Source organism: Azospira sp. MPR-E4, from assembly GCF_058809645.1.
Genome location: NZ_JBXAST010000002.1, coordinates 117507 through 137577 on the forward strand (window position 1 = coordinate 117507; position 20071 = coordinate 137577).

A 20071-nucleotide genomic window follows, 5' to 3' on the forward strand; every position below is an offset into this window, starting at 1 on the left:
TTAGGAGAAATATCATGAGAACCAGGATATCCCTTCCGATCCTCTGTCTGTGTCTGGGATTGTCGTCTGCAGCCTTTGCCAATGACGAACATCATCCGGAAAAGCCTCAAACCCCAGCTTCAGCTCCGGCGCCCCTCCAGCAAAGTGGGGGAATCAATACGCTTAAGTCTGATGTCATCAGACTCCGCTTGCAGGTCCAGAAAATCGCAAAGGCCAAAGACGACCAGGAGCGTAAGCGACTGCTGACTGAATACATGCATACCCTCCACGAGAGCATGCAGACGGCAGAAGGTATGGTTGGAGGAATGGAGGGCTGTCCGATGATGGACGAAATGTCGGGAGGCCTGCCTGCGGGCGGTAACCATGAGCATCATATGGAAATGATGAAGCGCATGATGGCGCCAGATAAGCACTGATCTTTATCTGCAGAGGAACTGTTTAGGTTGCGCATACCCGACTAGCAGCCGTGGGGAGGAGCTGAAATGAGTGACATTGATCCCGTATGTGGAATGACCGTAAAGCCGGATTCCCCCCATGCGTCTGATTTTGGGGGGACGCACTACCGGTTCTGTAGCGGCAAGTGCAAGGCAAAATTCGATGCTGATCCGCGGCAGTATCTGCATCCCCGCCAGGAGGAAAAGGCGCCCACCGGTGCTGAGTACACCTGCCCAATGCATCCGGAGGTTCGTCAGCTGGGGCCTGGAACCTGTCCCAAGTGCGGTATGGCTTTGGAGCCGATCATTCCGGAACTGGAGGCAGAGGAAGGCAATTCGGAGTATCGGGATTTCCGGTTTCGCTTCTGGGGCAGCCTACCGCTAACGCTCTTGGTAGTAATGCTGGCGATGGCGGGGCATCAACTCGAATTCCTGGCACCACAGCTACGGACCTGGGCGGAAATGGTGTTGTCCGTTCCCATCGTTTTCTGGGCGGGAGCCCCTTTCTTCATCCGTTGCTGGCAGTCCCTGGTCCACCGGACCCCCAACATGTGGACGCTTATCGGAATCGGTACCGGCGCCGCCTTTTCCTACAGCGTGGTGGCAGCCTTGGCCCCGGGACTGTTCCCGGCCTCGTTTGAAGCTCACGGCCGGATCGGGGTGTATTTCGAGGCGGCGGCGGTGATTATTTCCCTGACGCTGTTGGGGCAAATGCTGGAATTACGGGCCCGCTCCCAAACCTCTGCAGCGATCAAGTCCTTGCTGGGGCTGGCGCCCAAAACGGCGCGTCGGATCAATGCTGACGGGACTGAAGAGGACATCCCCCTTAATTATGTCCACGTGGGGGATACTCTGCGAGTTCGCCCGGGAGAAAAAGTCCCGGTGGATGGTGAGGTTACCGAGGGCTCCAGTGCGGTGGATGAATCCATGCTGACGGGTGAGCCGATCCCGGTGACCAAGCGGCCTGGGGACAAGGTGATTGGTGCCACAATGAATACCTCTGGCAGCCTCATTATTCGCTCCGAAAAGATCGGCTCCGAAACAATGCTGGCCCAGATTGTCCAGATGGTTGCCCAGGCCCAGCGTTCCAAGGCCCCAATGCAGCGCATGGCCGATGTGGTGGCTGGCTATTTCGTAATTGTTGTTGTCGCTATTGCCCTTCTGAGCTTCTTTGGGTGGGGCTTCTTCGGCGGAGAGAAGGGTTGGCTCTTTGGGCTAATCAATGGTGTCTCCGTGCTGATTATTGCCTGCCCCTGTGCCCTGGGGCTGGCGACACCCATGTCCATCATGGTGGCAACGGGTAAGGCCGCTACCCAGGGGGTATTGTTTCGAGATGCCGCGGCTATTGAGCGGCTCCGGGAGATCGATACGCTGATCGTGGACAAGACCGGCACTCTCACAGAAGGCAAGCCTACGTTTGAGTGTGCCATTGGTGCCCCCGGTGTCGATCAACAGGAGGTATTACGTTTAGCTGCCAGTCTTGACCAGGGGAGCGAACATCCCTTGGCTGTTGCGATTGTTCAAGCAGCCCGGGATCAGAGTCTCAACCTGGAAAAGGTTGAGGGTTTCGAGTCCGCCAGCGGCATTGGCGTGAGAGGTATGCTCGCCGGCAAGCAGCTGGCTTTGGGCAATACGGTCCTGATGTCCCAGGATGGTGTGGAGGTAGCCCCCATGGCAGGGCAAGCAGAGACGCTACGCCAAGGAGGGGCCAGTGTCATGTACCTGGCAGCTGACGGCCGCTTGCTCGGAGTCCTTGCGGTATCTGACCCGGTCAAGGCCAGCACTCCGGAAGCATTAGCGGTCTTAAGGGAAGCGGGCCTCCGGGTGGTAATGGCAACCGGTGACGGTGACACCACTGCCCGGGCTGTTGGGCAACGATTGGGGATCAGTGAAGTCCATGGAGAAGTGAAGCCAGCAGACAAGTTGGCCTTGGTTGAACGCCTGCAGAGGGAAGGAAGGGTAGTCGCCATGGCCGGAGACGGCATAAACGATGCGCCTGCACTGGCCAAGGCTGATGTTGGGATTGCCATGGGAACCGGTACGGACGTGGCAATGAACAGCGCCCAGGTGACTCTTGTAAAAGGTGATTTGCGTGGTATCGCCCGTGCCCGCCTGCTATCGGCTGCTACGGTGGGTAATATGCGGCAAAACCTTGCCTTTGCCTTCTTGTACAACGCTTTGGGGGTGCCGGTAGCGGCAGGGATTCTCTATCCAGCATTCGGCTTGGTCTTGTCCCCGATTATCGCTGCGGCGGCCATGAGTCTTTCATCTCTCAGCGTGGTGAGTAATGCCTTACGACTACGTGGCATTAAGGCGGCAAACCTTACATAAAAGTAATGATGCGGTAATGGTTTTGACGGTTTTTCCGGTGCAAGATGGAAATCGTCCGGGGGCAACCGGACGTGATCCCAACTCAACTGTTCAAGGAGATTGTCATGAAAACCAAAATTACTCTTGCTGCGACCCTGGTTGCTGCTGTTGCTCTGTTTTCTAATGGCGCTTTTGCTGCTGCGGACTCCGACAAGGTAACGGCTCCCGAAGCAACGGCTACCAAGACCAAGCCCCATTCCCACATGGAGGAGAAGACTGGCGTTACCGCTCCTGCAAAGGATCAAAAGGAAGCCACTCCTGCTGAAGGTCAGAAGAAGGTTGCCAAGAAGCAGCACTTTCATCCGCGTGACGGCAAGTAAGTCACTAAGGTATGGGCCGGGTATCCCGGCTCGTCATCCCTATGTCGCCATATGAAAACCCTGGACACGGTAATCTCTGTTCATGCCGTCTTTTGGCTGATGCAGTTGGTAGTGATCCCAAGGAAATACGCTTTGGCTTCTGTCGGAATGTTTTGATGCGACGCTGGCAGATCCAATGCAACCACGGCTGTACGAGGGTGCAACCGCCGGCAGATCCTAAGAGTTCCCATTGGAAGAATTTTGGAGAAATGGATTCCATCAAGGCCATCCTCATTCATAACGAGTAAGTGATTGGTTGAGGAACGCCATAAGGAGTACCTCGATGAGAACTGCATCCCAGTCTTCCTCTGACAGGGCGTATGGTGAATGTACTGCCAACAGCCGCCTCGGCTTGGCACCTGTCTTCAAGAAACGCCGACTGCATTTCATATCTCCTGTTCCGGAGGCAATTCGTATGGTTTGCGGCTTTCTTCTTGGGATGGAAGGGGTGAGGTCAGCCATTCCGGAGGGAGATGCTCTGTTGGTCGAATATGACCTGTTCCGGGTCACCTTGGCCCAGCTGGAGAAAACCTGCGCTGGTACTGGGCTCGTTCTGTGCAGCGGATTTCATGGTTGGATGCGAGCAATATGGCGCTTTACTGAAGACAATGAAATTCAGAATGCGGCCCATCCAATTAGTAGAGGATGTTGTAACCATCCTCCGGCCCATACCCGCTAAGGCGCCAGGATAAGGAGCCGCGAAATGCGAACTGAAAGCAAGACAAAGGACGACTCTGCTCATGCACGACATGGGCGAAAAATATGGTGGGGATGGTGGTTCTTTGCTGCAGCTGGATTGTTCTATCTGCTGTCTGAACACCAAGCCCATTTATTCGGCGTTCTACCCTACCTGCTGTTGCTGGCTTGTCCCTTTATGCATCTGTTCATGCACCATGGCCATCACGAACGCCATGCGCAGGAGGACGGGCACAACAACGAGCAAGATGAAAAGAAGGAGACTGGGCTATGAACCATGGTGAATCCGGTTACGGACTTTGGACTCTCGTACTCCTGAACTCCGCCTTCTTCATTTTTTTTGCTGCCAGCTTTTTTAAGCCTCAAACGAAACAGGATTGGCGGACGCTTGGGATGTTTTCAGCCTTTCTGGTTGCGCTCTTTACCGAGATGTATGGATTTCCGCTGACCATTTATCTGCTGTCTGGATGGTTGACGAAGTATTTCCCTGGGATCGACTGGCTATCTCATGATGCAGGTCATTTACCGGAAATGCTGTTCGGTTGGAAAAGTAACCCGCACTTTGGCCCCTTCCATTTGCTATCGACCGTATTCATTCTTGGGGGCTTCCTACTGCTAGCGAATGCCTGGCCAGTTCTCTACAAAGCACAAAGGAGCAGTACGCTGGCGACGGAGGGACCATATCGGCGGATTCGGCACCCACAATACCTAGCCTTTATTCTGATCATGTTTGGGTTTCTGTTGCAGTGGCCAACAATTATTACCCTTCTATTGTTCCCTCTTCTCGTGACGACCTACGTCAAACTAGCTCATCGGGAAGAGCAAGTTGGCCAAGCTATGTTTGGTGAGGCATGGCGCGATTATGCTGAGCACACTCCAAGGTGGATTCCCATAATCCGGGTTGAAGAGACTGGTGACTCCGCATAGAGGGGGGGCTTCTCCCGTCTAGGCAACTGCTATGGAATCTGACCGAAACGTGACCGGTTTGTAATTTCCCCGTTATGGGGGAGACAGGTTACCCCAGGCAAACTCTCCCTATGAGGCAATGAGCCTTTATGTTAGAGGGAGAAATCATGTCTGAGGTGACCCCATTCAGTAGCGCTAGAGCCCAGGTTGAGTCTCATCTGGATTTTGCCGGTCAACTGGCTATTTTAAATCTAGAGTACGCAGCCAAAGCACTCTCAAATCATCTCTCTACGGCCAAAGAATTTCTGCGCCAGCCAGCAGAGCTGGCTATTCTTGACTATGACCGGCCTGGGAAATGGCTAGTGGGTTTTAGTTGTTCTGCGATTGATTATTGGAAGACGCATTCCATCGATTGCTTTGAATATCAGTATCGGATTTCCCAGGTTCTAACCGCATATTCGGCGAAGGAAGATTCTGGAAGATAGATAACCCCCTGATACCGACAAACTATCACTCTCATGGCTGGGGCATCGTCAATTCCTCCTGTGGCCAATGCCTCTATGTCTTCGGCTCAAGGCGGACATGAGGGGCATGGGAATGGGGGGGGGAATGCTGAAGGCGGAGCCTTTTCTGGGGCTTTGAGCCAGGCGATTGCGCAACAGGCAGGTAGTCCCATGAGCACCCATGCTGCTCATGGTGGAGTTGGGTCCAGTGGTAATAGCCAAGGAATTGGGCACTCATCTGGAATGCTATCCAATAATGCTGCGGGGCACTCCGCGCATTTCCCGATCGGACAAGGGGGGCATGGCAGTCACGATTTTCAGCAAAAAATGCTAGGGGTGCGTGCTTACCGGCAGCAACTCATTGCGTCGAACATCGCGAATGCTGACACCCCTGGCTATAAGGCCGTTGATATTGATATTGAGCAGGCTGCTGAGATCGTCCGAGGAGCTTCAGCATCTCTCCCGTTGGCAAATACTGTGCAAGGTCACTTATCTGGAAGCAAGCAGCCCCCTCCTTTTCCCCTCAAATATCATGTTCCCTATCAACCAGCAGCTGATGGGAATACAGTAGAGATGGATGTTGAGCGAGCAAAGTTTGCAGAGAATTCGACGATGTATGAATTCTCCTTGGATCGGGTCAGCGGCCATTTCAAGCACATGATGGAGATGCTGCAAAATTTGAAATGAAGCGTTCGGCTTTTTATCCCTAAATACGCCGGGATATATCCGATAAAGACCTAAGTTGCCGAGCAACTATGTTAGGCAGAATTTATAGGAATGTATGAAGCGAAAACGGCTCCCAAAGGGAGCCGTTCAGATGGACATCAAAATTGATTAACCGCGATGCCCGCTGTGCAACAGATTATCAAGGCGCATGACCTCGTCACCATGCATCATGATCTTCTGGCCGTCTTTGGTTTCCATTACGGTGTCCTTCTTCATGCGCGTGGCACGACCGAACTTGTCTTCCATGCTCATTTTCCCATCTTTGAAGATGTAGAGAGTAGAGCCATCTTTCAACTCGATCGATTTCTCAACTTGAGAGGCGTCGACGGCGAAGGCGGATACACATGCGGTACTCAGGGCGGCAATGATTAGTGCTTTCTTCAGCATTTTTATCTCCTTATTTAGGTGTACTGCAGTTCCGATATTAGGGGTTTCATCCTGACAAAATGCCGTCACCAAGGTGACAATTGTGTCATCCCGGTGTCAGTGCATTAGCCCCCCTGATAGCTCGGATTTTCAGCTACATAGACCGTAATGCCATCTGCGCCAGGCATGATTTTCGAAAGAGGAAACGCGGCAGTTCCCAACGTATCAAAGGTCCAGACAACAGTCTTGCCTCCGACATTGATCTTGACGGTTTCCAGGCGAGTGACATTTACGTGCTTGGTACCGCTATCCACAGTGATTTCTCGATCGGCACTTTTGGTGGCGGCGTATCCAAATGCTGCTTGCTGATTTGCCGTCGGGCTTCCCTTGCTTTCTGCAACATGGCTAAGCCAATGAATGGCACCTGCCTCGGAGTAGTCTTCGTGGGCATAAGTCGTACCGACAGCCGCTAGACTCATAGCAGCGATTGCCATCAGTTGGGAAATCTTCGTCTTCATGGTTTTCTCCTTGTGACATCTAGTTAATTGAGGCGGACTATCGCGTCCAACCGTGATGCCATCTTAGGAGTCGTAAACCAACAGAACGCTGACCCAGGCGTTACGTTTATGAAAGCATTTTGATAAGAATTGTCAGGAATGCTTCCATAAACATTAAAGGCTATAGAAGTAGTAGCCAGGCCTTCTTATATGCGTGTAAGTTTTATTCATGGTCTATTGCCCTATTAAAGTCATTGGCGCTATCGTTTCCAATAATGATATTTGGATGAATTGAGGCGCGCCTTATGGGGCTGATTGTTGGGGATGATGGACTCCCTGCTGACGAAGTGGGGATCTGGGCCAAAGACAAGCACAAGTACCTTACTCGATACTTGGATATTTCCCGAGCCACTCGTCGGAAGTACATAGGCGAACGAAAGGGAGGTGCTGTTTATTTCGACCTTTTCTGCGGGACGGGCCGCTCGAAAGTTCGAGATACCGGTGAATGGATTGATGGCGGTGTCGTGGCTGCCTGGAAGACCAGTGTCGAGGGAGGCGCCCCCTTCACTGCCCTCCATATCTCGGATTTAGACGAAGAACGGCTGAAGGCCTGCACCAGTCGCCTAAAAGCACTCGGAGCTCCAGTGCATCCGATACACGCTAGTGCTGCACAAGCAGCAGACCTAATGGTCAAGGCGGTTAGCGGATATGCACTCCACTTTGCATTTATCGACCCCTACAATCTGGAGGCATTAGATTTTCGGGTAATCCAGGCCCTGTCGAGGCTCAAACGGATTGATCTTCTGATCCACTTAAGTGCGATGGATCTTCAACGCAACCTGGCGATCAATCTATCTGCAGAACACTCTGCCTTTGATGCATTCGCACCCGGCTGGCGCCAAGGAGTGTGTACTACCACCACCCAACTTGAGGTTCGCCGACAAGTGGTGGATTACTGGAGAGAATTGGTGGCCAATCTTGGTGTATGGCCTTCAACGGAGATGAAACTGATTACCGGAACGAAAAACCAGCCGCTTTACTGGCTCCTCATGGCCGCCAAGCACGAACTGCCGCACAAATTCTGGGAGACGGCAGCAAATGTGGAGGGCCAAGGACGACTTTTCTAGTAGGCCACTTGCTGGGCCGAAGGGTAAGCATCCCAGGTACGGCCCTTGAAGACTCGTCCATTTGCTTTCTTGTGGCGCTTAACGCCATCTGCGCCCCATCCTCCCCACTGTTTAAAGAAGAAGGCAGAACCGGCGGCATCTGCCTGTTCCTGGACGTTGGTTACCCAGTCCTCTTGCATGGGCCGGGCATGATGCCCCGATTCACCGCCAACAATGACCCAGTGAATCCCTGTCAGGTCGATCTCGCCGATATCTTCCAGCAAAGGCTCCACCGACAAAAAGCGGATACTTGCCTCTACCTGCCGCAGGTAATCGATACGGGGAACACCATATTTCCGGTCTTCCACCGAAACCCCAAGCCACACATTACTCGGGCATCCCCGCTCCCTGAAGTACTGAGGTAGGCGCTCAGCCCGCTTGGTCAGAATCTGGTAAGTGTGCTGAGGGGTATTGCGGATGACGTCAAAGACTTGGTCTAGGAACGTATCCGGAATGTCCTCGTGGAAGAGGTCGCTCATGGAATTGACGAAGTAGACGGTCGGCTTTTTCCGTTGCAGCGGTTGCTTCAGCCGTTCCGGCAGGATGGCCAACTTGAAGCCATTTTCATAGCCTGGCGCCCCCATGGCATGCAACCGACGAGCCATAACTTCAGCGTAGCAATGCTTGCATCCGGGAGATATTTTGGTGCACCCGGTTGTGGGATTCCAGGTTTGTTCAGTCCACTCGATACTGGTTTGAGTTGTCATAGCAGCTCCTTCCTACAAGCAGTAGTCCTTAATCTCACTAGGCCAGTTAATCAGACTGCAAGGCCGTCGATCAGTTTGGAGAGGGCCGTCCGTAAAGGCGCCTGATCCGCTCGCCCTAACCGTCCCCGGACCTTGGCCACGAGTTCTTCAATGGAGGATCCCTGGTCATCGTCGTTTCCATGCACCAGGTGCATACATTGCTCAATGACTTCGGCTCTGGGATTGACCTCTCCGCTTTCGTAGCGACAGAGCGTCGATTGAGAAACGCCAAGAAACTTGGCGAATTCAGCCTGACTCCTGCGATCACGGGCTTTTCGGATTAACTCGGGAATGTTGGTGATCATTGAGGCGTGTGACGAATAATGTATGTTTTGCATTATATATGCATTTGGCGCATATTAATGCCCTAAGTGGAGTTGCCTGCATGTGCTTGCTAAGACCTCGGGGGGAATGTGTGATGCCCCATGAGGGGGCGGTGCCGAAGTCGGAGCGCTATTTCGTTCTCAGACTCGTTTGACGCTAGTTGTTTGGCTAAGTAAAGACCTAGTTACGCCCGAACTTAGACGTTGAACAAAGTCTGGGCAGACGAACCGGATGTTCGGAGGTGTGCGAATGGAACTTGCTGAGCAGATCCAGCGGGATATCGGTGAGTTGGTCGATAAGCATCGGCATGTTGAACTCGACAGTCCTGCGAGGAATGAAAAGCTACAGCGGTGGCTGGCCAGCATCAATTCGCCAACCGGGACGCAAAAAAAGCGTCGCCGCGTAATGACATGGGACAAGCTCAATGAGCGCGTCCAGCAGGGATACGGGATGGGACACGGCGCTGACTATCAGCCATGGCTTACCCTCCGGCGGAAGAACTCATCTCGTGAGTCCAATCAAGTCGCAGCACACTTACATCCGCTGCATCGAGTTGGGTATTTCTTTTCCCGCGGCGAGTACCAGATCGCACTTTTGCTTCTATGGCTGCAGATTCATGATCTGCGGGAGCAGTACCCCCTTTGGCCAATTGCGCATCCTCATCCCCTGTATGGAACTCCGGGAACTGATGGGCTGCAGCTAGGCTACTGTACTGGCCTCTTTGACATTGCAGCGGAAGCTGGGATCGACCACGGCTACTTTCCTGGTACTGATATTCCCTATGTTGCCACCATCGACTTTCTCGTCACCGTACGGAACGGTAACGAGTTCGAACTGGTAGCAATCTCCTGTAAGCCGATTGAGGATCCGGATCAGGAGGTGAAGTGGCGAACGCTAGAACGCCTGGAACTTGAGCGACGCTACGCAGAACGCATGGGAATCCGGTATCTCATCATGAGTTCGCGGTTCGTCCCAATTTTGATGGCCGGTCAGCTGGAATGGTGTATGGAGCGTGCCAGTCTGAGCGATGTGCCGCACCTCGCCGAATGCGTTGATGAGTTCTCATACGAATTTGCAGCGCTGCCACATCTGTCCGTCTCCGATGCGGTGGCCCGTGCGTCCGAGAGCCAGAAGATGTCTCTCGAGGAAGGCTGGATGGTCTTTCGTCACTGTGCCTGGACTCAGGCGATTGACATCGATCTTTCTGTCCCGCTTCTAACCTCCTATCCTGCGCGTAGGAATGGTCGCGTCCTTAGGGAGAAATTACGGGGCTCCCTATTTGAAGGGAGTGCGAAATGACGAACGTCGGGGTTGGCTTCATTTTCAGAGTGCAGGAGGACAACTGTACCGTCTGCCGCGGTCTCTATCGTGTCGTGGATGAATTGGGGGCGAATGATGGACTAGACAATCCTCTCGTCGTAATACAAATTCCGGAGCCCCCGCCACCTAGGGAGACTGGTAAGAGGCAGCCAAGCTACTACGCTAAGGGGTTCAGATACGTACGCCTTGATACGCTGCATGAGTTGCTAGATGAACGGAAAGCCCTCCAGTCCGAGACATTGCCCATTCCTCCCTGGTGGGGAAAGTCAGATGCGGAACTACTCGCTGCATGTCCACGAAAGCGGTGGGTGCAAATTGGTGAAGAATGGGCCACTCCCGAGGTAGTTGCGCGGGAGGCGAAATGGCGGTTGATCGAACCGTTGATCGTTATGGCAGAAGCCAAGTTGGTGTCCAGTATCGCGGAATTAGATGCGTTGGTTCCTGCTCGAGCAAAGGCAGCCAAGATTGGCGCCAACCAGATTTATGACGCACTGCATCGCTACTATGCCTTCGGTCAGAACAAGGATGCATTGCTGCCAAATACGCCCAATAGAGGGGGGAAGGGGAGCGTTCGCTTTGGACGGAACGGCATTCGATTAGGCGCTCCCAATCAGGCGAAAAAAGTGGGCAATAAGGAGCTGGAAGGGAAGATCTGTGATGAGCAGGATCGTCAAAACATACGTGACGGCTTTTTCATGTTCGCCCGGCCTGGAGTGTCACAAAAGGAACAGTTCATTGCCTTCAGTTCGACCTTCTACAGCGATGGTTACAAGAACGAGAATGGCCGCCAGCTTCCGCTACTCCTGCCGGCGAATCAGCGTCCCACCGAGCGTGAGTTCTTCTTCCATGGACCGAACAGTTCAGACCGTGAGACGGCTTTGGTTCGGATTATGGGGGAGGGAGAGTGGGCAAAGAACTACCGCCCGCTTGTTGGATCGGCCCGGGACGGAATTCATGCAATCGGGCAGGTCGGATCGATCGATGCCTCGCCGATCGATGTGAACCTGGTGGCATGCTTCGACAGTACCAGTCCAATCGGTGTGCCGCGTGGTCTCTTCGTCAGAGAAGCCCTTCTGGGGCTTTGGTGTGGAGCACATAACGTGATTGGTGGGCCTAGTACTGCAGATGCCAATCTCACGATCCTACGGGCAGCCCTTGGCAAGGAGAAGGTACTGGCTCGTCTTGGTCTGTCTGACATTTCCCCCGATGATTTTTCGAGTTTTCTATTTACTCGCCTGTTATCTGACAACGGTGAGCTTCGCGCCATCGCTGGTATGGAAGCATGCGCGAAGAAGGTCCGAGTCTCAATCGAGTTTGTCGAAAGCGGGCGAGCCGACAGAAACTCACCGTCAGAAGGCGGGCATCACGCACGGCACGCGGGAATCGATCATAAACTTCCCGGAACAACCTACGGGAGGAAGCCGAAGCGCGGAGAGGTGTTGCCAATCCGCAATGCGCTCTTATCTTTGTTTGGGTACGAACGCTTGTTGTGGCAATGGATGCATTGGGCAAACACCAAACAACGAGTACCGCATCTAGTACCTACCGAGATGAAGCGTGCGATGGCCGGGCGGTCTTACAACCCCACCCGGATTGAAATCTATCGATGGGCAGAGAGAGAGGGGTACGTCAGCAAGCGACCGGTGGACGAACTATATCTGCGTTCGAATCTACTACCCACCTACACGGCGAGTGTGCAGAGGAACGGGCTGGTACTTCACCGGCCTGACACCGGGAACCGCGTTGAACTGCTCAAAGATGCGCTTTTCAATAGTGAGTACATTGAGCAGTCATGTCTGTATCACAACTTTGCGCACAACGAGCTACGGCATGTAGAGGTGAAGGTCGATCCAGATGATCTTTCCGAGATTCTTCTGGTTGATGCTCAGGGGATTCATCCCATTTCGAATATCTCCCGAGACGTGATCGTCGTACGTGAGTATTACGTCGCCGACTTGATCGCGAGCAACGAAGCGAATCGTTTGAATCGGGTTGAAACCCAGTCTGAGGACCATCAAGCAGTATCTGATCAACGGATGTCCAGGCTTGCCGAGGTCGATGACGCCCGCGAAAACCGAAAAAGCGCCGAAGCTGAAGGCCGTCGCACTGAGGCCAAGGTTAAGCGGGAACGTGTGCGGGAAAACCAGCGGCAGGAAAAGGCTGCTCAGCTCGATCAAGCAACAAGGCGGGTTGCTAACCAGAATACTTCCCCAGCCACGGAATGGCGCAAGGGTCATTCCGATCCCGTTGGGCCGGCAGCCAGTAACGTTGTTTCAATCAGTTCATCATCGAAACTAAAAAGTGCGCTCACCGAGCGACTGACTAAGTTTCAGGATACGGGGCGCTGACCTATGTCGATAGAACTCGGACAACTTACTGATGAGAGCCATCCGTTCTTGTCTCCCTTGGCTACTGCTTTACAGGTCGACGATATCTTGCCCCGCATCCGGTATTCGCCGCTAGATGGAGTTGATGTAGCAAGCCTGAGCAATAGTGAGCGTCACGTCTTGCTTGATCTGATGCAGGAGCGGCTGTTTGAGCCGACGACGACTACCTTGGAGCTGGCGACGCGGCTATTCCGCATGATTCGTCGGGGGTACCTATCGAGAGATCCAAGGCAGTTAAGCATACGAAAGGAAACGATGGCGTTGGCAGCATGTAGCGGCAAGAAGCTTTCTGAGCTCCCATCATCTTCAGCCTACGCCCAATGTATCCGTGTATCCGGAGAAACCGGAACAGGAAAAAGCTACGAGATTAAGAATGCATTACGACTGCTGCCCCAGTGCATCGTGCACTCAGAAAACAAGGCGGCTGGCTGGTCACACCAGGTCCAACTAGTGTGGCTATATGTACCCATGTCGCATGATGGAACCCTCGGTGGGCTCTTACTAAATATCCTTTGCGCTATCGACGAAGCAGTCGGGACAAGCTATTCGACGCAACCGTCTCTCATCCGTTTGAGCAACGAGAAGCTCGCTGTCCATGTCGGCATTATTCTTAGAATCCATGCAGTCGGTGTCCTGGTAATTGATGAAATTCAGCAGCGCAATTTTTCTGGAAAGGCGCATGGCGGTCTGGCTGCGCTGTTCTTTCTCCGTCTGCTGAACTTCGGGATACCGATGGTCCTCATGGGCAATCCGTTCGGTCTAGGAGCGTTGGATCGCTATTCTCAAGATGTTAGACGCACGAGTTCGGCTGGATCGTTCGATTTTGAGCCCATCAGTTTAGATGACTTCGACTGGCACAAATGCATTGCGCCAGGCGTTTGGCGCTACTACGTGCTTCCTGAACCTATGACATTCAGCGATCCGGGAGGAAAAATCCTATTCCAATATAGCGGCGGATTTCGCGACTACGCATGCCGGATATGTCATTCAGCCCAACGACTGGCGCTTGATTTGAATGAACGAGCACTCACTGTGGAGCATCTTCAGCAGGCTTATGAGGGGGTCGATTTCTCGCAGAAGGATCGGGACCTCATCGAAGGATTCGTCCATCGCGACCCTATTCGCCTCCTGGATTTTGAAGACGTTCGCTGCGAGCACTATGCCAACAAATGGGGCTTGCTGAGCCAGACGAAAGACAATTCCAAAGAGCCAATGGCCGAGCAATACGGGAGCAAATCGCCTCTGACCACCGAGTCGGAGATGGCACCACCGGAATCCGCTGGCCGGAAGAAGAGTCCCCATGAGCGAGAGATGACCGCCGCAAAGCAGACAGCTGCTAAACGAGCTAACGCCGAGAAGAAGCGAGCTGAGGGAAAAGCCCAGTGTGACGGCGATGACCTCCGCAATGAGGGGTTGAAAAAATTTCTCATCAAGGGCTTTGATGCATTCCGAGACGTCGCCTGAGTCACCCACATAGAAGGGACTTTGTATGCAGTCAGCCTGCAGTGCTAATCAATCAGCGTCTGCTGCCACGGTAATTCTGGAGAGGAGTCAGATTCTGCCGTTTTTCCCTGCATCACTACCTGATGAGTCGTTGGCATCTCGTGTCAGTCGCTTTCACATTGAGCGCGGAAATACCAAAACTCTTGAGACGTATCGGGAGCTATTCGGCTCATCACCATTTGCTATGTCCAACTTGTTCATGCCGCGAATTGAAGCCCTGGCAAAAAGAATGCCCGGTGACCTCAATGTGAACGTGGAGAAGCTAATTCATGAAGGCACCTTACTCCCGATAACTCGGCTCTTTACCACCAGCACAGCGACTTGGGCATCGGCTGATTATGTCCGCAGAAGCGTTGGCGAATCTGGCGCAACGCGAATTTGCCTCGAATGCATTAAGGAAGACGTGGCTCAGTTCGATACTGCGTATCTTCACAGGTCACATCAAATCCCGACTGTCACAGCCTGTTGGAGGCACGGGTGGAGGTTGCTGGACAATTGCCCAGAATGCGGCTGCCCTATCGAATCACCAAAAGACCTGACTCTCGCCCCCTGGCAGGGGTGTTGTTGCGGATATCAGTTTGAGCTGGCGGAGGTAGAGTCGTCCGCCTACGTGGCATCCAGTATAGAGAAGGACATTGCAAGGTTTGCAAACCTTGTATTGGCCCATGTGCCGAAAAGAATGCTGGCCGAGAACCTGCCCAGGGTTCTCCGCGAAAGGGCGCTCGAGCGAGGATTTCGCTGGGGCGCTGAGAAAGTCGACCGGTTGAGTCTTCAAGCTGCGATGGAATCCTACTACTCGCCGGAGCTCCTTGCCCGACTGGATCGAGCGTATGCGAAGGGGAAGACGGAGAATTGGTTTCACTTTCTCGGCTTAACGAAGGGGGCAATTGAAGGGCCATTAAATAGGAACCTATTGCTCGCAAACTATCTGTTTCAGGACGCTGAGACATTTCTGGAGAGGCTGGCCGATATTGAGGCTCAAGGCCCCTATGTAGTCGCACATGAGGTACCTCCCGATAACGCATACGCTCCCACTCCGGTTAATCGTACCGCCGATGGAGTGAGTCTTCTCGTTGATCGACTGGCAAAAATTGCAATAGACCAAAATCTCGATATTAGCGATTTATGGCGTGATCACTATGGAGCCATGAAGCGAATCGCTATCGCCGGGTCGAAAGCGGGAATTGAAGCCTTGAAGAAGGTGATAGAGAGGCGAAGTTCTAAGCCGGCTAAGAAGCTGGTGCGATCATCGGCCAAGGTGCATCCGAGAGATGCTGATTGGGCTGAGGAAATCAAAAAAACTGCCGTTCGCCTTCTTAATGATTCTGACCGGCCGATGCGAGTTTCAATGGGGTCGTTAGTTAGAAACACCGAGTTCAAGCCAGCTGCCTGGCCGGATGCGATCTGCTTCCCCCTAACTCGTGCAGCGTGTATTGAATTCCAGGAGTCTCAATGGCATTTCTATGCGCGGCGCGTACTGTGGGCGATGGCTCGCCACCATGGAAAGGTCGTCGCTCGAAGTCTCATCACCGAAGATGCCGGGCTTGAACATCACCGCGCTAGCGATGTTTATCATTACCTTGTTTCGTTGGCAGTCATTCCCGTTGCTCCGTTTAAGAAACAGCTTGAGGCTAAAGGAATCCATCTTGATTGGTCAGGTCCCTGCCCGGGAAAAGAGTATCGAAAGGCGGGGCGCGGCTATCAAAAGACCGGCGCAATAACCGCTTATGTACCACCGGAATTCGCTGGGCAGACATGAGCGGAAGCCTTGGTGGAAAAGTCCATGAGTACCGATATCGGTCTATTCGACGGATATCCAATCAACCTGCCATCGCTGGTCGACGGTGAGACCTTGTACTCCTGGTGCGCGCGGTATCACCGATTAAGTGGCAATGTAAATGCTAGCTATTCCTGTGTTCAGCTATTCGGGACCTCTCGTCTCTTGCTAAAGCATGATTTCCCGAAGAATCTGTCGGAGTTTAGCAAGAGAACGGGCAACTGCTTAGGCACCTCGGAAACCTTGGCGTTGGAAAGGACACTGCTGGGGTACTACGCTAATTTCATCTCACCACCACGCTACCAACAGGCATTGGCAGCGGTTTGTAATCAGCGAGCGGCAGAGCCAAAACACCTGCTTGGGTTGATGGCCAGTCGGGTGGGCGCTTCGCATCCTTTGAAGGCTTGCCCTGAGTGCATACAGCACGACCTAGGTGAATTAGGGTTTTCGCGCTGGATTCTTGAGCATCAGTGGCCGTCCGTCTGGGTATGTCGCCATCACGGTATTCTGCTTCGTCGCTTGAAAAGCAGCGCTCAGCGACGGGGACTTCGGGATTGGACTTTGCCAGAGGATCACTCCTGCAACGATTGGGAAAGTCTGCCGCACCTTAATGGAGCGTCAATCACCAAGTTGGTGCGCATTGCTGACATAAGCGCAAGTATTGCCCAAATGTCGGTGATATTTGATGACGACCGCCTGAGAATTGTGTATCGGCAGGGAGCGCGAGACCGCGGATGGGTCTCATTTGATGGGTCGCTTCGTACATTGCTGATCAGACAGCACTTAAAGGTCGAGTTCGGTGATCTCGAAAACGTGCCTGGATTCGGCTTTCTTGCCGATACCGACCTCGATCCGAGTGGCACAGGAGTCGTCGGCTTGTTGACCAGGCGCTTCCCCGGACTGCACCACCCTTTAAAGCATGCTGTGTTGATTGCATTCCTATTTGACTCAGGGGAACACTTTTTCGACGCGTATCGAAGCGCTATGTCAGCCGAGATATCTAATGAGCTTGACGCCATGGTGGGCGACTGGCGTGAAGGATTGCGGCAGCTGGTCGAGTTTGACAAGTGGTCAGTGACCCGTGCTGCAAAAGCAATGAGGATACCATTGTGCCAGGCATGTCGGTGGCTGGATTCGGTTGGTGTGCCGTTCGAACATCGGCCTCGTGTGCTAAACGACCAGATGAAGGTGCAACTTAGAAGTCTGCTGGAAGCAGGTAACGATTACGGGCAGATTGCTGAAATAACTGGGTTGAAAAAGAGTCTTGTCCGGGCATTCGCAGGCTCAGAACCTTCTTTACGGAACTCCTGGAGAGCGCAGCGATTTGAGCGCCGTCGTGCTAGCCATCGAGCTCGTGCCATGGAGTTGTTTAATTCCCAGCACGGGGTTTCCATCAAGGCATTGAAGTCGATAGAGGGAAATGGATTGGCGTGGTTGGAGCGTCATGATCGGGAATGGCTCGCAGAAGTCGCTCCTTCTCTTTGGTAACTTGAAACGAGATTGTCGCGCGGGCCTCCGCAGCCATCCTCAAAACAATAGTTGTTTGAAAGGCTAACAAATTAGGCACTTACATCTTTTTGTCGAGCCGAGTAATCTAGGGGCTGTGAGTCAATTGCTTGAAACCATGACTCAACCATATGAATTTTCGCGATTTCAAGAAAATATTGTGCGGTGACACTTTCGGTGCAGCAGGGGAGCCTCGGGCTCCCCTTTTCATTTGGGGCCTTTTCCCCTATGGGGACCGGCGGACGCGGCTGCAGGAATTTTCCCGTTCCGCCGTACGGGGTTGGCATCGCCCTTGCTAAAGAATGTGAACTAATACACAAAAATGCGGAGAGAACAGATGCTGCAGAGTCCTTCCATGTCCCTGTCCAGCCGCGAGAAAGGCTGGCTGCCCCTGGGTGGCAAGACCGGCAAGATCGCCATGGGCTGGGCCACCTACCTCAACCGGGACCGCTACCCCGTGCTGGAACAGGCCTTCGAGGGCTTCGCCTCGACCCGGGTGCGCATCCTGCAAAGCTGGGCCGAGCAGTGCTGGCACCACCTGGAAACCCTGGCCGGGGACCTTCAGGCCCTGCATCCCCAGCGGCCCCGCAGCCTGTTCCAGGAGAAGAAGAGCTTCGCCCGGGACTTCTCCGAACTGTTCCTCATCGACAGCAACGGGGTGGTGCTGGAATCCACCCAGGGCAGCCGGGTCGGCGCCCGGGACCTGCCCGCCCGGGCCGTCGCCGCCGGCCTCCAGGGACGCTTCCTGCACGGCCCCTATGTGGACCCGGTGACCAAGGTCCTGGGTCCGTCCTCTTCCCGTTTCCACGACGCGGTGACCCTGATGTTCTACCTGCCCATCAACGTGGCCGGGGAATTCGCCGGGGCGGTCTGCGGCCGGGTGCCCAACGACGTGGTGGGAGACCTGATCCAGCGGGAGGCGGGGCACATCTTCCGGGATTCGGGGGACAACTACCTGTTCATGGTCAAGGCCGAGTTCGACCCGTCCATCCAGCCGGGCACGGCCCTCTCCCGTTCCCGTTTCGAGGACGCCACCTTCTCCCTGGGGGACAACCTGAAGCAGGGGGTGCGCACCGACTACGGCACCGTGCGGGTGCGGGAGCACACGGAACTGGAACTGGTGTTCAACGACCCGGCCACGGGCCAGCTGCACCCCGGCGTGCGGGAAACCATCCGCAAGGGGCAGAACCTGTTCGTCACCTATCCGGGCTATTCCGACTACCGTCACGTGCCGGTGATCGGCAAGGGCGTCACCTTCAGCCTGCCCGGCTCGCCGGACCGCTGGGGCATGATGTGCGAGGCCGATCTGGAAGAGGTCTATCGCTACCGCAGCATCGCCTACAAGCTGCAGAAGCTGTACTGGCTGGTGGTGATCCTGGCCTGGGGCCTGGGCGTCGGGGTGCAGGAGCTGTTGGGCCTGTCCGGCCTGCCGGCCCGCCTGCTGGAGCTGGGCCTGGTCATCGGCGGCGGCTTCTTCTTCAACCTGTTCGGCATGAAGCCACTGAGCCAGCGCCTGCGCAAGAGCAGCAGCGTGCTGCGCTCCATCGCCGAGGGCGGCGGCGACCTCAGCCAGCGTCTGCCCACCAGCGAGGGAGGCAGCGACGAAACCACGGTCATGTCCCAGTGGATCAACAGCTTCATCGACAACCTGGAACAGATCATCCGCCGGGTGATCCAGACCTCCGGCGAGATCGACGGCACCAACGGCACCCTGCAGGAAAAGAGCCGGGCCACGGCCCTGGCCTCGGCCCAGATGGCGGCGGAGATGCGGGAAACCGAGGAATCCATCCGGGGCCAGGTGGAGGACATCAACGCCGCCAGCCAGAAGGTGGAGGCCATGCGCGAGGCGGTGGCCCAGGTGACGGCCGAGGCCCGGCGCCAGATGGAACTGGTGCAGTCCCGCAGCGCCGGCATCCTGGAGTCCGTGGGCGGCGCCACCCGCACCATCCGGGACCTGGAAAGCAGCACGGCGGAGATCGGCCGCATCGGCACGGTGATCCACGAGATCGCCAGCCAGACCAACCTGCTGGCCCTCAATGCCGCCATCGAGCCGGCCCGGGCCGGCGAGGCGGGCCGGGGCTTCGCCGTGGTGGCCGACGAGGTGCGCAAGCTGGCCGAGCGCACCGCCGACGCCACCAAGGAGATTGCCGCCATGATCGGCGGCGTTCAGTCCCGGGCCGAGGATGCGGTGGTGAGCATGGACACCGGCATGAGCGAACTGGAAGAGGGGCTGCGCCTGGCGGCGGATGCGGCCTCGGAAAAGCAGGAGGTGCAGGACATCCTGGAGCACCTTTTCGCCACCATCGACGAACTGGAGGCGGCCACCCGCGCCACCGGCGGCCGCATCGAGACCATCGCCGTGGCGGCCGAGGCGGTGCGCCAGTCGGTGGATGAATCCAGCCGCAGCACCGCCCTCACCAGCGGTGCGGTACGCACCCTGGATCAGCTGGTGGGCCAGTTCAAGGTCTCGGCCGCCTGAAGGCGG

General features: G+C 54.8%; 18 protein-coding genes and 1 pseudogene. 15 read left to right on the forward strand and 4 right to left on the reverse strand.

The window, feature by feature from the left end:
* The first annotated feature begins 14 nt into the window (after positions 1-14).
* From AC1RTA_RS01340 to flgB, 7 genes are all read left to right on the forward strand, one after another.
* Positions 15-416: a hypothetical protein gene (locus AC1RTA_RS01340; protein WP_014236178.1), complete on the forward strand. Its 402-nt coding sequence runs from the start codon at positions 15-17 to the stop codon at positions 414-416.
* A 66-nt stretch (positions 417-482) separates the two neighbouring features.
* Positions 483-2765 (forward strand): heavy metal translocating P-type ATPase, encoded by a 2283-nt coding sequence (locus AC1RTA_RS01345; RefSeq protein WP_109040442.1) that lies wholly within the window; start codon positions 483-485, stop codon positions 2763-2765.
* 104 nt (positions 2766-2869) lie between these two features.
* Positions 2870-3124, forward strand: coding sequence for a hypothetical protein (locus AC1RTA_RS01350; protein WP_014236180.1), 255 nt, complete (start codon positions 2870-2872; stop codon positions 3122-3124).
* Positions 3125-3866: 742 nt separating this feature from the next.
* Positions 3867-4133: a DUF2933 domain-containing protein gene (locus AC1RTA_RS01355; protein WP_109040441.1), complete on the forward strand. Its 267-nt coding sequence runs from the start codon at positions 3867-3869 to the stop codon at positions 4131-4133.
* A complete protein-coding gene (locus tag AC1RTA_RS01360) occupies positions 4130-4786 on the forward strand; it encodes a methyltransferase family protein (protein WP_152089871.1) in 657 nt (218 codons plus the stop codon). The genes AC1RTA_RS01355 and AC1RTA_RS01360 overlap by 4 nt, the downstream gene beginning before the upstream one ends.
* A gap of 146 nt (positions 4787-4932) precedes the next feature.
* A complete protein-coding gene (locus AC1RTA_RS01365; protein WP_133247277.1) occupies positions 4933-5250 on the forward strand; it encodes a hypothetical protein in 318 nt (105 codons plus the stop codon).
* A gap of 189 nt (positions 5251-5439) precedes the next feature.
* Entirely contained in the window at positions 5440-5955 is a 516-nt protein-coding gene (gene flgB / locus AC1RTA_RS01370) for a flagellar basal body rod protein FlgB (RefSeq protein ID WP_232058775.1), read from the forward strand.
* Between the two features lie 147 nt (positions 5956-6102).
* Here flgB and copK read toward each other — a convergent pair whose 3' ends face one another.
* Both copK and AC1RTA_RS01380 read right to left on the reverse strand, forming a co-directional pair.
* Entirely contained in the window at positions 6103-6381 is a 279-nt protein-coding gene (copK, locus tag AC1RTA_RS01375; protein ID WP_014236184.1) for a periplasmic Cu(I)/Cu(II)-binding protein CopK, read from the reverse strand.
* Positions 6382-6485: 104 nt separating this feature from the next.
* Complete coding sequence (locus tag AC1RTA_RS01380) at positions 6486-6878, reverse strand: CzcE family metal-binding protein (RefSeq protein ID WP_492783776.1); 393 nt, start codon at positions 6876-6878, stop codon at positions 6486-6488.
* A gap of 284 nt (positions 6879-7162) precedes the next feature.
* Here AC1RTA_RS01380 and AC1RTA_RS01385 point away from each other — a divergent pair, with 284 nt between their 5' ends.
* Positions 7163-7984, forward strand: a complete 822-nt coding sequence (locus tag AC1RTA_RS01385) for a three-Cys-motif partner protein TcmP (protein ID WP_014236186.1) — start codon at positions 7163-7165, stop codon at positions 7982-7984.
* Here AC1RTA_RS01385 and AC1RTA_RS01390 read toward each other — a convergent pair.
* The gene (locus tag AC1RTA_RS01390) at positions 7981-8730 is read right to left on the reverse strand and encodes a phage Gp37/Gp68 family protein (RefSeq protein ID WP_014236187.1); all 750 of its coding nucleotides are present in this window, start codon (positions 8728-8730) and stop codon (positions 7981-7983) included. The genes AC1RTA_RS01385 and AC1RTA_RS01390 overlap by 4 nt on opposite strands.
* Positions 8731-8780: 50 nt before the next feature.
* Complete coding sequence (locus AC1RTA_RS01395) at positions 8781-9074, reverse strand: helix-turn-helix domain-containing protein (RefSeq protein ID WP_043797791.1); 294 nt, start codon at positions 9072-9074, stop codon at positions 8781-8783.
* A 268-nt stretch (positions 9075-9342) separates the two neighbouring features.
* On the opposite strand from AC1RTA_RS01395, the gene AC1RTA_RS01400 reads away from it, so the two are divergent.
* The 7 genes and pseudogenes from AC1RTA_RS01400 to AC1RTA_RS01430 all read left to right on the forward strand — a co-directional run bounded on the left by AC1RTA_RS01400 (position 9343) and on the right by AC1RTA_RS01430 (position 20065).
* A complete protein-coding gene (locus AC1RTA_RS01400) occupies positions 9343-10392 on the forward strand; it encodes a TnsA endonuclease N-terminal domain-containing protein (RefSeq protein ID WP_014236188.1) in 1050 nt (349 codons plus the stop codon).
* A gap of 329 nt (positions 10393-10721) precedes the next feature.
* Positions 10722-12761: a TnsB C-terminal domain-containing protein gene (locus AC1RTA_RS01405; RefSeq protein ID WP_157870588.1), complete on the forward strand. Its 2040-nt coding sequence runs from the start codon at positions 10722-10724 to the stop codon at positions 12759-12761.
* Between the two features lie 3 nt (positions 12762-12764).
* Complete coding sequence (locus AC1RTA_RS01410; protein ID WP_014236190.1) at positions 12765-14264, forward strand: ATP-binding protein; 1500 nt, start codon at positions 12765-12767, stop codon at positions 14262-14264.
* A gap of 25 nt (positions 14265-14289) precedes the next feature.
* Positions 14290-14778: pseudogene (locus AC1RTA_RS01415) on the forward strand (TniQ family protein); the annotation flags it as partial.
* A gap of 204 nt (positions 14779-14982) precedes the next feature.
* Positions 14983-16062, forward strand: coding sequence for a hypothetical protein (locus AC1RTA_RS01420; RefSeq protein WP_416244311.1), 1080 nt, complete (start codon positions 14983-14985; stop codon positions 16060-16062).
* A 24-nt stretch (positions 16063-16086) separates the two neighbouring features.
* Positions 16087-17568: a TnsD family Tn7-like transposition protein gene (locus AC1RTA_RS01425; RefSeq protein ID WP_492783777.1), complete on the forward strand. Its 1482-nt coding sequence runs from the start codon at positions 16087-16089 to the stop codon at positions 17566-17568.
* Between the two features lie 355 nt (positions 17569-17923).
* Positions 17924-20065: a methyl-accepting chemotaxis protein gene (locus tag AC1RTA_RS01430; protein WP_492783778.1), complete on the forward strand. Its 2142-nt coding sequence runs from the start codon at positions 17924-17926 to the stop codon at positions 20063-20065.
* The last annotated feature ends 6 nt before the right edge of the window (positions 20066-20071 follow it).